Raw genomic sequence first — 13500 nt, 5'->3', positions numbered from 1 at the left:
CGGAATTTTGTGACCAATCAGGCAGTGAGTCTCGTGTCGATATTATCGGAATCCAGCCAGGCTCGACGGACCGTAGCGGGAGGTTGATAGCGATGTGCGCTATGGGGCCGGCGCTCGTTGTAGAACTGCCGCCAGCGTTCGATGAGCACCTTGGCCTCGGCGCGGCTGCGGAACCATTCCCGGTTCAGCAATTCGTCGCGCAGCTTGCCGTTGAAGCTCTCGACGAACCCGTTTTGCCACGGACTGCCGGGCGCGATGAAGGCCGGGCCGATTTCAGCATCTCGCAGCCAGCGCATGACCTTGGCAGCGGTAAATTCGGCGCCGTTGTCCGACCGAACGAATGCGGGCTTGCCGTACAGCCGCATCAGTCGCGACAGCGTCAGAATCACATCCTGCGACCGCAGGCTGGCGCCGACCTCGATCGCCAGGCACTCGCGGGTGTATTCGTCGATCACGCAAAGCATCTTCAACGCCCGCCCATCCACCAGTTGATCGTGCACAAAGTCGTAACTCCATACCGAATTGGGTTGTGTCGCACCGGGCAGGCGAATGTCGTTGCCACAACGACGACGGCGAGGACGCCGCCGCGGAATGTTGAGCTGCAAGGCTCGCCACATTCGCCGCACGCGCGATTCGCCCAGCGCCAGCCAAGCCGACATCCGCCGGTAGCCGAAGCGCGGCACTTCCTGAGCGGCCGCGATCAGTCGCTCGCCCAGGCTCCGATCCTTCTCCGGTTGCTTGAGCGTATAGGTTGCCACCCGGCGACTCAGCCCCAGGTAGCAACATGCCTTGCGTTGCGAGAGCCCCCGCCGAGTCAGGACTTCCAGCGCTTCGCGCCGGCCCGTCGGGGTGCTCATTTTTTTCGGCTGAATTCCTTCAGGCCGTCGATCACCAGCATCTGCTCGGCGATCAGGCGCTTGAGCCGATCGTTCTCCGATTCCAGCTCCTTAAGTCGACGCGCGTCAGCCACGTCCATCCCGCCGAACTTGTTGCGCCAACGATAGAAGGTCTGTTCCGAGATGTTGTGGCGCTTGCACAGATCCTTCACCGGCTCATCCCGGCTCTCGGCCTCTCGCAAGATGCGGATGATCTGCTCGTCGGTAAATCGCTTCTTCATCGAGTTCTCCTTGCCTCTAGGATAAAAGAGAACTCACTTGCCAAATGGCTACAAGAAACGCCTCAGGTCATTTCGACCAGGGGGAGAGGGGAAATTGAGGTGGTCGATATATTTTCGAGATATCGCGATTTGACCTGTTGAAGTTGACAGGTCCGCTTAACAAACGTCTCGCTGCCACCACAATTTGACAGTCTTTAACCCGCATCGAGAAGGCGGAAGACAGCTTCTACGAGACAATGTGATGGTCCGTTGATCCGTAGTGCGCCGTGGCGCGATTTGCGAGTAGACCAGAACCATGAACAAAAATAACTACCGACTGGTATTCAGTCGCGTCCGGGGCATGCTGATTGCCGTCGAAGAAACTGCCAGCGCGTCAGGCAACGCTGGCCGAGGCGAAGTTGTGTCAGCAGCTTGGGTACCACATGTGTTCGCACGATTCGCACTGCGCCATGCGGCATTTGCGGTACTGGTCGCAGCCGGTGCAACGCCCATGTGGGCAAATGCCCAGATCGTGGGTGGCGGCGCGCACGCGCCTTCGGTGATTCAGACGCAAAATGGATTGCCGCAAGTTAATATTAATAAGCCCGGAAGTGCAGGCGTATCTTTAAATACCTATAATCAATTCGACGTACAAAAATCCGGCGCGATACTTAATAACTCGCCCACAATCGTCAACACGCAGCAAGCGGGCATGATCAACGGCAACCCGAATTTTGGGCCGAACGACGCCGCACGGATCATCGTCAACCAGGTCAACAGCAATAATCCAAGCTCGATTCGCGGCTTTGTCGAGGTGGCTGGCCAGAAAGCCGAAGTCATCATCAGCAATCCGGCTGGATTGCAAATTGACGGCGGCGGCTTCATTAATACGTCACGCGCCGTTCTGACGACTGGCGTGCCGTATTACGGTGCGGACGGTTCCGTGGCCGGTTTCAACGTCAATCGCGGGCTTGTCACGGTATCCGGATCGGGCCTGAATGCGGCAAATATCGATCAGGTCGACATCATCGCGCGCGCGGTTCAGGCGAATGCGGCCATTTATGCGAAAAATCTGAACGTAATCGCGGGTTCGAATCAAGTTAATCACGACACGCTTTCGGCGACGCCGATTCAGGGCGATGGCGCGGCCCCGGCGGTTGCGATCGACGTGGGCCAGCTCGGCGGTATGTATGCCAACCGTATTTTTCTGGTGAGCTCCGGGAGCGCTGTCGGTGTCCAAAATGCCGGCACGCTTTCGGCGGACGCGGCCGGTATGACGCTCACGACCGACGGGCGCTTGGTGCAGTCCGGCAAGATCAGCGCGCTTGGCAACGTCGCGGTGTCAGCCGGCGGCGGCATTGACAACAACGGCACGACCTACAGCCAGCAATCCGTGTCGATGAGTACCGGCGCGGACATGACGAATACCGGCACGCTCGCCGCGCAACACAACGTTGGCGTGAATGCTGGTTCGCTGAATTCGACCGGCGCAATCGGCGCGGGTGTCGACAGCAACGGCACCGTCACGCAAGCCGGTGACCTGCAAGTGACGACGACGGGTCAATTGAGCGCGACCGGCCAGAACATCGCAGGCGGTAACACAACCTTGCGCGGCTACGGCGTCAATCTGGCCGGCAGCAAGACGGCGACGAACGGTACGCTGGATGTGAACGCGACAGCGGGTGATATCAACCTGTCGAACGCGACGACGAGCGCACAGGGCGCATTGAACGCGACCGCAGCAGGCGCGATCGTCAACGACCACGGCAGCCTGTCCAGCCAAAGCGGTGCCACGCTAACGGCGGGCAGCCTGTCGAACCAAGGCGGCACGGTGTCGGCACAAGGTCCGTTGACGGTACGCACGTCCGGCGCGATCTCGAATCAGGCCGGCACGCTGGTATCGCAGAACACCGCCGACGTGGAAGGCGGCGCGGTCAACAATCAGCAAGGCATCTTCCAAAGCGCCGGCCAAATGAAGGTGGTCGCGGCTTCGCTTCAGAATTCCGCCGGGCGCGTCACGTCCCTGAACAGCGCTGGCCTGTCCATCACGACGAGCGGCCAATTGACGAACGCAGCGGGCACGACCGCGAACGGTGCGCAAGGCGGCGTGATCGGTGGTGATGGGGCTGTCACGGTTCAGGCCGGAAGCATCGCCAACCAAGGATCGATCAGCGCCGCTACCGATTTGAATGTCGGTGCGCAGTCCATCGACAACGGTAGCGGGTCACTGACGGCCGGTCAGAACGCATCGATCGATGCCGGCGCGCACCTGGCTAACGCAGCCGGCAGCATTTCTGCCGGCGCGTTGGCAAACGTTCGCGCGACCAATCTGGACAACAGTTCAGGTTCGATTCAGGGAAGCCAGTTGTCGTTGACGGCGACCGATCTTGGGAACCGCTCAGGTGCGATCACGCAGACTGGCACGAACCCGACCACGATCGCCGTTTCCGGCACGCTCGACAATAGTTCGGGCACCGTGCACACCAACAGCGCCGATTTGGGCCTGACGCCTGCGACGCTGATTAACGACCACGGCAAAATCGCGCATGCCGGCAGCGGGACGCTGACCATCGGGACCGGCGCGCTGTCGAACCAAGGCGGTTCTATCGCGACTAATGGCGCGCTGGCACTGACCGCTGCCGCCGTGTCGAATCAAGCCGGCACCCTGTCCGCGCAGCGACAAGCCACGCTCGGCGTTCAGTCGCTCGACAACAGCGCGTCCGGCTACATCGGTGCCGATAGCGTCACGATCAAATCCCAAGGGGCGATCAACAACAAAACCGGTGCCATCGAGTCGAACCACGCCCTGACGGTCTCGGCCGATAGCTTGGTGAACGATGGTGGTGCCGTTAAGGCGCTCGGCACGGATGCGCTGTCCGTCACGACGACGAACGCGCTGACGAACACGGCAGGCGGCACGATCGGCGGCAACGGTGACGTGTCGGTTTCGAGCGGCACGGTCGACAATTCGAACGGTTCTTTGCTGGCAGCACAATCGCTGTCGGTGCAATCGAACGGCCAGCTCGGGAATGCGGCAGGCTTGATTCAATCGAACGGTAACCTCAAGGTCAGCGCACAAGGAGCGGTGCTCAATAGCGGCGGGCAAATCGAGGCGAACGGTGCAACGGCAACGCTTCAACTGTCCGGGGCAAGCATTGATAACAGCGACGGGCGGATTGTAAATATCGGCACGGGCGCGACGACAATCGACGGCGGAGCATCGATCACGAACACCGATGCGTCCGGCAAAGCCGGCGCTGGCACGATCGGCGGCAACGGCGATGTGACGCTGACCGCGCAAACCCTCACGAACGCGCAAGGCGGTCAGACGCTGGCCGGCCACGACCTGACGTTGAACGTCGCCAGCAACGCGAACAATGCAGGCGGCGTGCTGTCGGCCGCGAACAACCTGACGCTGAACGGCGCGAACGCTGCGCTGTCGAACCAGAACGGATCTGTGCGAGCAAACGGCGTGCTGTCGTTGACGGCTGCATCGATTGACGACACGTCCGGCAAGATTGGTAATGACGCCGGCAGCGGCGGCAGCGTGTCGATTCAGACCGGCGCATTGTCGAATCAGGGCGGCGCGATCGGTAGCGATCAAGACTTGACGCTTAACACCGGTACGTTGTCCGGTGACGGTTCCATCATCGCGGGTCGCAACGGCTCAATCACGCTTGCGAGCGATTACACGCAGACGGCGGCGAACAAGCTTCACGCAAACGGCAACCTGAATTTCACGACGTCGGGCAAGCTGACGAATCAAGGCGTGCTGGATGCCAATGGCGCGCTCACGGTGAATGCGGCGAACGTCGATAACCAGAGCGGCGCGGATTTGAATTCTGCGAACACGACGGTCAACGCGAACGGTGGCACGATCGACAACGCTGGTCGTATAGAAGGCGATTCGGTCACGACCAACAGCTCGACGTTGAACAACACGGGCACCGTGATCGGTGCCAACGTGACGGCGAACGCGGCAACGATCACGAATACCGGTGCCGCCGCCGTCTTCGCCGCCGCCAACCAATTGAATCTGTACGCGACGAATCAGTTGTCGAATACGGGCGGCGCGAACCTGTTCAGCGTCGGCGACATCAATATCGCGGCGAATGGTCAGCGCGACGCTAACGGGTTGCTCGCCAACCGTACGCAGAACGTGCTGAACGATCAATCCACGATCGAAGCACAAGGCAACGTAGAGCTTGCAGCCGGCACGTTCACCAATTCGCGCCCCGCGCCGACGGTCACGACTGAAACGACCGGGACGACCACCTCGCACCAAACCAAGCGCCAGAAATACATCGTGTGCGCGACGATGAACGCGGACCCGAACGGTGGCTGCTCGCAGGCGATGTGGGTGAACGGCTATAAAACTGCGCTCACTTCAAGCTATAGCCCTTCGCAGGTTGTATCGGAAACGTCGGGACCGAACGCGACCGACAAGGTGCTGGTCGTGAACGTGAACGGCAAGCAGCAGACGATTTACTACAACACGCTGACGACCAACGCAGACGGGTCGGTGACGGTCAACTATTGGGACGCATACGACCCGCACATTAACTACGTCCCGGATACGGAATACAAGACGCGCAGCGACGGTCACAACGGCTATCAGCGCGTCGAAATCTGGCGCGATACCACGTCCACGACTCAGCAAGACACGGTAACGAGCCAGGCGCAGCAAGCGCAGCTCGTCGCGGGCGGCAGTATCACGATGGCGAACGTCGGCACAATCAATAACGACTACAGCGCGATCACGGCCGGCAAGTCGATTCAAATCGGCAGCACGCAGCAAAACGGGTCCGTCGGTAGCGGCAGTTATGGCGGCACTGTCGTGAACAACGTCGGTCGGACTCTGTATCAATACCAGACCGACAATATCGTGTCGATGTACGCGTGGAACGAAGACACGACGCAGGATCGCGGCACGATCGTTGAACCGACCGTTGTCCAGACACCGGTTGCGATCGGCGGCACGGGCGGCACGATCATCGCGAATCAGTCGGTCAACATCAACGCACAGAGCGTCAACAACCAGAACGTCGCCGCGCAGAATTCATCGACCGGTGCGACGGGCGGCACGCTCGGCAGCAATTCGGCCAATCAGGGTGTATCCGGTAGCACGCTGAACAAGGTCGGCGCGGCCAGCGGCTCGACAACGGTCCCCGCACTGCAATCGGTCGCGAGCGCAACCGGTGCATTGTCGATCACGCTGCCGACGAGCGGCATGTACTCGATTCATTCCGCGCCGGGGCAACCGTATTTGATCGTCACCGATCCGCGGTTGACGAGCTACACGAATTTCATTTCGAGCGACTACATGCTCGGCCAGTTGAATCTGAACCCGGCGAGCATCGAGAAGCGCTTGGGCGACGGAATGTATGAACAGCAGATGGTGCGCAACCAGATTACCCAGCTCACCGGGCGCACGTTCCTGCCGGGTTACGCGAGCGCCGAAGACGAATATCGGGCGCTGATGACGAACGGCGCGAACTACGCGAAGTCATTCGGTTTGGTGCCCGGCATGGCACTGACCGCCGCGCAAATGGATGCACTGACGAGCGATATTGTTTGGCTCGTTGACCAGACCGTGACCCTGCCCGATGGCAGCACGACGCACGTGTTGGCCCCGGTCGTCTACATGTCGCAAACCCATGCGAACGACCTGCAACCGACCGGTGCCTTGATCGCGGCCGATGACGTTGAAATTCATACGACCGGCAGCACGACGAATACGGGCGTCATCAAGGGCGGCACGAAGACGGTACTCACCGCGACCGATATCCTGAACCGTGGCGGCACGATTTCGAGTAGCAGCACGAACGGCACGACAGTCGTATCGGCCAGCAACGATGTGGTGAACTCGTCGGGGATGATCACCGGCAATCGGGTCGCCGTCAGCGCCGGTCGCGATATCGTCAACACGACGCTGGTTGATGCAGTGGGCGCGACCGATGCATCGGGTGCTAGCAAGGCCAGTACAAGCTTGATCGGCCAGCAAGGCACGATCGCGGCGACGGGCGACCTGTCCGTTCAGGCCGGTCGCGACCTCGCGCTTCACGGTGCAAATCTGTCGGCTGGCGGCGATGCGCTGGTAACGGCGGGCCGGGATATCAACGTCGATACGGTTCAGTCCACGACGAACCAGTCGATGTATCTCAATGACCAGCATCATTGGGAAGAATCCACGACGAAGAACGTCACGAGCGGCATCAGCGCAGGCGGCAGCCTGGGGATGCAAAGCGGCAACGATACGACGCTCAAGGGCGCGACGGTGACCGCCGGTGAGGATTTGTCGGTGCTCGCAGGAGGCAACCTGACGGCGACGACCGTCACGGATACCGCGAAGCTCGATAACGTCGCGGCGGACAGCAAAACGCGCAAAGAAGTCGATCACGACTACGACGAGCGCGCCGTCGGGACGCAATTCACGGCGGGCGGCAACGCGACGCTCGCGGCAGCGAGCACCGACGCGTCGAAAGGTAACGTGACGCTCACGGGTTCGTCCCTCACTGCGGGCATGACGAACGGTGTTGAGAACGCCACCGGTGCGGCGAACATTGTTGCAACGGGCAACGTCACGGTGAACGAAGCGCGGGAGGAACACGATAGGTACCAGTCGGTGCAGGTCCAGCGCGGCAGCTTCGTCAGCAGCACGAAGACCGATTCGATGACGGACACGCATGCGAACGTCGGCGTCGGCAGTACGGTTTCGGGTAACACCGTCAACATTCAGTCGGGCCACGACCTGACAGTTCAAGGCAGCACGGTCGTTGGTACAAACGACGTGAGTCTTGCGGCAGCGAACAACGTCAATATCACGACGTCCAAGGATACGGTCACGCAGGACAGCTACTATCACGAAACGCATTCGGGTATCGGCACAAGCGGCCTGAGCGTGAGTATCGGCACGCAGAAGAAAAATGATACGGACCATGCTTCGTCCGTCACGAACAACGCGAGCACGATTGGTTCGCTTAATGGCGATCTGACTATCAAGGCGGGCGATACGTTACACGTGACGGGCAGCGACCTGATTGCTGGAAAGAACCTGACCGGTACGGCCGCGAACGTCGTGATCGATTCGGCGACGGATACCAGCAACAAGACGCATAGCGAAACGACCAGTAGCAGCGGCGTTACGCTCGGCCTGTCGGGTAGCATCGGTGACGCGATCAACGGTGCGTATCAGCAGGCGCAGGCGGCAAAGAGCGGTGCCGGCGACAGCCGTGCAACAGCCCTACACGCGATTGCGGCGGCGGGCGATGCTGCTATCGGCGTTGCGAGTGTCACCGGTGGCGCGCTTGCAGGGAAAGGAACACCAAGCATCGGCGTCCAAGTCAGCGTCGGATCGAGCCACAGCCGACTCGACACCTCGGAAAACCAGACGACGCAGCGCGGATCGAGCGTGACGGCCGGCGGCACCACTTCCCTGATTGCGACGGGCAACGGTACGCCGGGCAGCGGCAATATCACCGTGGCGGGTTCGAACGTGTCGGGCAACGATGTGTTGCTGGCCGCAAAGAATCAGATTGACCTGCAGAACACCACGAACACCGATTCAACGCGCAGCTCGAATTCGTCGTCAAGCGCGAGCGTCGGCGTATCGATCGGTTCGAATGGGATCGGGGTTTCGGCATCGATGTCGCGAGCGCACGGCGACGGCAACAGTGACGCTGCGATGCAGAACAATTCGCACGTGACGGGTGCGAACAGCGTGACGCTTGTCAGCGGTGGCGATACGAACGTGATCGGGTCGAACGTGAACGGCGGCACGGTGACGGCAAGCGTGGGCGGCAACCTGAACGTTCAGAGCGTACAGGACACGACATATAGCACGGCGCATCAAAGCAGCGCGGGCGGCGGTGTCAGCGTTAGCACGATGGGTGGCGGAAGCGCGAGTTTCAGCGCGCAGAACGGCCATGCGGACGGCAACTATGCGGGCGTGAACGAACAGGCTGGCATTCAAGCCGGCAGCGGCGGTTTCGATGTCACCGTCAAGGGTAATACCGACCTGAAAGGTGCATATATCGGCAGCACGGCCGATGCGTCGAAGAACACATTGACGACGGGTTCGCTGACTTACAGCGATATCGAAAATCACTCGCACTACGCGGCGGACAGCAACGGGTTCAGTGCGGGGGCAGGCGTTGGTGTAACCGGCAAGGCAATCGGACCGGGATCGGTCAGCGGTGCGGGCGGCGTGACTCCGATGATGTCGCAATCGGACAGCGGTAGCGAGAATGCGACCACGCGTAGCGGTGTCAGCGCGGGCACGATCAACGTAACAAATCCGGCGGGCCAGACGCAGGATGTGGCGAACCTGAATCGCGACACGTCGAACTTGAACGGAACGGTATCGAAAACGCCGGACGTGCAAAATCTGCTGGATAAGCAGGCCGACGTGATGAACGCAGCGCAAGCTGCAGGTCAGGTCGTCGCGCAAGGCATCGGCTCTTACGCGGACATGAAGCATGCGGAAGCTCAACGCGCGGCTGATGCGGCCGGACTCGCTGGCGATAAGACGGCGCAGGCTGCCTATCAAGCCGAAGCCGATTCATGGGACGAAGGCGGAACTAACCGAGTTTATCTGCATATTGCAGGCGGAGCGCTCATTGGCGGCTTGGGCGGGGGTGGAGTCGGGAGCGCGGCGCAGGGGGCGGCTGGTGCAGGATTGGCAGCGTTGCTGGCCGATCAGACGGCGCAGGCCGCAAAAGAGGTGGCAGGCGCGACGGATTCGACACTTGCCGGGAAGGTGTCTGGCAACTTGCTCGTCGGTGCGCTAGGCTGGCTGGTCGGTGGAACAGCAGGCGCAGCCACTGCTTCGAATGTCAACCTGTATAACCAATGGAACCACACCGATACCGACACGCTTGAAGAGGCCAGTGGACAAGGCACGTCCCGCAAGAAAACGACGGCGCTCGATTTGGTCTTGCAGAGTATAGCCAATGGACTGAACGCGGTTATTGGTATTGGTGGTGGCAAGCCGCCTACCGCGAGTCCGGGGTTGGTGTTGGTCGGTGAGGCAGGGGCGGGTGGAAAGACGCTTCAGCCGGGGGGCGCGGGCCTTGGGCTGGATACGGCCACGCTTGCTAAAAATGGGCAGTCGTCGGGGGCTGGCGACTCCAACACGCCTATGTTGGGCGCTGACGGCGCGCAGTTCGCTAGCAAGACCATATGGAAGGGGGATGGCAAGGAGCGAATTGACGTGGAGAATCCGAACCCGGGGCAACGCCCGGGCCAGATACACTATCAAGACAATCAAGGAAACAAGTATCTTTACGATCCAAGTACGAATTCGTTCCCTGACGCACCGAACTCAGTTAACAAGCTGTTGAACGATCCGAGCTTCAATTCGGCAATTCAGAAAGGACTCAACAAATATCTCGGAGGTAAATGATGAAAATTAATCGACCGATGAAGGATGCCCTGGGTGAAGCGCGACTGAACTGTCCGCTCATCCCGTCGTTAAAGAGCATCGCAGATAGTGGATTCGAACTGCGTGACGAGTGTTATCTCTTGCGCGCCCTATTGGGATCAACAAATGTGACGCGCGGTAACTTTCCCGATCGCACTGGCTATGAATGCTTCGTCAATTCTTTGCACGTCGAAGACTACGACTCGGAGTTGCCACTTGCGCAGGCTGTCCTGCTTGTGAGGGACGTGTTTGCGATTTGGAACACGATGCAACGAATGCCACAACTCACCGCTGTCGTAAGTGCCGATGAATTTAGTGTTGTGACAAAATTTCATGTTCGCCGCCCCGGGGAGCAATGGTTAAGCGATAACATCGATGGTTACGATGATCCAGTTATGTCGATTGACTCAAACGAGGACGTTATTTCTCAAATTGCGGCGATTCGGTGAGTGGATACGTCGCGAAATGTAGTGCTGTAACCTATCTGTGGGCGTTGCCCGTCTGACAATGAAAACAATCAATCGGCTAGCGGTACTACCGCTCACATCGCTTATATCTCTTGCAGTGCACGCACAGCAAGCACCGACGCCTGCTGACCAAGCCGCCGCTGCACGCGCGAACGCGGAACAGGATCGACAGGCGCAGCAGCAACGCGACGCGCAGCAGCGTGACGCCTCGTTACGCGCCCCTTCCGTGCGGTCGGAAGGGCCACGCGCTGAAACGTATCCGCCGTTGCCGAGCGAACAGCCGTGTTTCCGTATCGAACGCTTTGCGCTCGACGTACCGGATTCGCTGCCCGACACTGCGAAGTCGGCCGGGGCCTCGGCACTGCCGATGGATCGCTTCGCCTTCGCTCGCGAATGGCTCGCCCACTACGCGGGCCAGTGCGTCGGCAAACAAGGTGTTGATACGATCGTCAAGGCGTTGTCTCGCGAAATCTTGGCGCGCGGCTACATCACAACGCGCGTGTTGCTGCCGGAGCAGGATTTGGCGACCGGCACGCTGAAGCTTGCGTTGATTCCGGGCGTGATTCGGCACGTCCGTTTCGCCGACGAGATATTGCGCGGCACGTGGAAGACCGCTTTCCCGACCGGTGACGGCGAAGTGCTGAACCTCCGCGACCTTGAGCAAGGTCTGGAGCAAATGAAGCGCGTCAGCAGTCAGGACGTGTCGATGCAAATAGTTCCCGCTGGCCAACCGGGCGAAAGCGATGTGGTGCTGGATGTGAAGCGCGGCAAGCCGTGGACCGTCGTCGCATCGATTGACAATTCAGGCACACGCGCAACCGGCAAACTGCAGGGCAATCTGTCGATCGGCATCGACAACCCGCTTGGCTTGAACGACGTGTTTAACGTTGGTGTCAGTCAAGACCTCGAATTTGGCGACAAGCGCCTTGGTTCGCACGGTTGGAACGGCTTCTATTCGATTCCGTGGGGCTACTGGACTGCCACGATTGCGGCGTACACGAACACCTACTACCAACAGATTGCCGGCGTGAACCAGACGTTCGTTGCGAGCGGCAATTCGAAGACGCTGGATTTCAAACTGGCCCGTGTGCTGCTGCGCAGCCAAAACGACGTGTTCGGTGGATACGTCCGGTTGTCGCGTCGCTTCGGTGAAAGCTTCATCGAAGATACGGAAATCACGCAGCAACGCCGCAACAACACGGTTATCGAACTCGGGCTGACCGATCGTCACTTTTTCGACGGCGCGCAGTTCGACGGTACGCTCGCCTATCGTCAGGGTGTCGGCGGACTCGGTGCGCGGGACGATATACTCGCGGCCGGCGGTGGCCCAACCTACCGCTACAGAATGGCGGTGCTGGATGCGAATTTGTCGGTACCGTTCGCGATCGCCAAGCAACCGTTCCGCTACGTGACCAGCATTCACGGTCAGTACACGGGAAATACGCTGTACTACATCGATGACCTGACCATCGGCAGCCGCTACACGGTGCGCGGCTTCGATGGTGAAACGATGTTGGCGGCAGCGCGTGGCCTCTATTGGCGCAACGAACTGCAAATGCCTATCGGGCAGACCGGACAAGCGATTTATGCCGGACTGGATTACGGCCGTGTATGGGGACCGCAGCCGGTTGTGTTGGTCGGAACGCAGTTGGCCGGTGCAGTGATTGGCGTGAAGGGTAGTGTCGCGACGCGGTTGGGGGCCTACGGGTACGATCTGTTCGCCGGCACGCCCGTGTACAAGCCATCGGGGTTCCCGACTGCGCGCGTCACGATTGGATTTCAGTTGACGGCTCAGTTTTGAGGGGTGCGAGACAGAGCGTCGGTGAGGGAGCAAGTGCCGCTGCGGTAGCTGCGACAGCCGAGACTGCTGCGCGTCGTTGCTTCACCAGACCCGACGTCGTCGAGCATAGCGGACGACCGTTATCGCAAGGCACGTCGTCGCTCCATAGCGTGCGACCGAATTGCTTGTTTGCGATGGCTAACGAGCACTGGTGCAAGGAGATGATTGGGCAGGGGACTACAGGCGCCGCCCTCAAGCTCACGGAGCTCAGGGGCAGGTGGCAAGCATCGGATCTGTCTCACCGCAAGCAGCTATACAGGGACGAGGTCGTTCTCGTTCAATGAGGCAGGACCGTCGAGTTCTTCCAGGTCCATTTCCGCTCTTCGTGTCCCGGCAGCGGTCAGTTTGAAGTTCCTGGCTCGGGTGGAGTGTTCCGTGAGAAATCCTGCCTGACTGAGCAGGTACAGCGCATGTAGCAGAATGTCATGCATCTCGATGGCCCGGGTCAGCTTGCGGCCCCGAGACTGATTGCGTTCAAGGCCGTCATCACCCATTAGAATCCTGTAGCGGTCTTTGACGGGCCGCCCCGCGCTGTAGTCTTCTTCGCAACGTTCCCGCGCAACATCGAAATGCAGATTGATGACATGTTCGCTGATGAGTGAACCGCCCCGAGTTTTGTGGAGGCTCCAACTCTTGAGAGAATGGAGCCATGAACAAGAAGCCAAGCAAGTTTTCC

General features: G+C 60.0%; 4 protein-coding genes and 1 pseudogene. 3 read left to right on the top strand and 2 right to left on the bottom strand.

What is annotated here, in order from left to right; all coding sequences use genetic code 11:
• Positions 1-17 precede the first annotated feature (17 nt).
• Positions 18-1117, bottom strand: a protein-coding gene (locus tag KVT39_RS04270) for an IS3 family transposase (protein ID WP_217587968.1) whose coding sequence is annotated in 2 segments (ribosomal slippage) — positions 18-865 and positions 865-1117 — 1101 coding nt in all. Because the reading frame shifts where the segments join, the coding sequence is not laid out codon by codon here.
• A 295-nt stretch (positions 1118-1412) separates the two neighbouring features.
• Here KVT39_RS04270 and KVT39_RS04265 point away from each other — a divergent pair.
• From KVT39_RS04265 to KVT39_RS04255, 3 genes are read left to right on the top strand one after another with little or no spacing between them, the layout of a single operon-like run.
• Positions 1413-10499 (top strand): hemagglutinin repeat-containing protein, encoded by a 9087-nt coding sequence (locus KVT39_RS04265; RefSeq protein WP_217587966.1) that lies wholly within the window; start codon positions 1413-1415, stop codon positions 10497-10499.
• Complete coding sequence (locus KVT39_RS04260; protein ID WP_254640353.1) at positions 10496-10966, top strand: hypothetical protein; 471 nt, start codon at positions 10496-10498, stop codon at positions 10964-10966. Before KVT39_RS04265 ends, KVT39_RS04260 begins: the two co-directional genes overlap by 4 nt.
• A 58-nt stretch (positions 10967-11024) precedes the next feature.
• Complete coding sequence (locus tag KVT39_RS04255; RefSeq protein ID WP_217587964.1) at positions 11025-12785, top strand: ShlB/FhaC/HecB family hemolysin secretion/activation protein; 1761 nt, start codon at positions 11025-11027, stop codon at positions 12783-12785.
• Between the two features lie 290 nt (positions 12786-13075).
• Here the strand turns inward: KVT39_RS04255 and KVT39_RS04250 are convergent.
• Positions 13076-13500 (bottom strand): annotated as a pseudogene (locus KVT39_RS04250) (hypothetical protein); the annotation flags it as partial.

The sequence above is a fragment of the Burkholderia sp. GbtcB21 genome (assembly GCF_019091065.1).
Classification (GTDB): domain Bacteria; phylum Pseudomonadota; class Gammaproteobacteria; order Burkholderiales; family Burkholderiaceae; genus Burkholderia; species Burkholderia pyrrocinia_C.
This window is presented reverse-complemented; position numbering and strand designations above follow the sequence as displayed.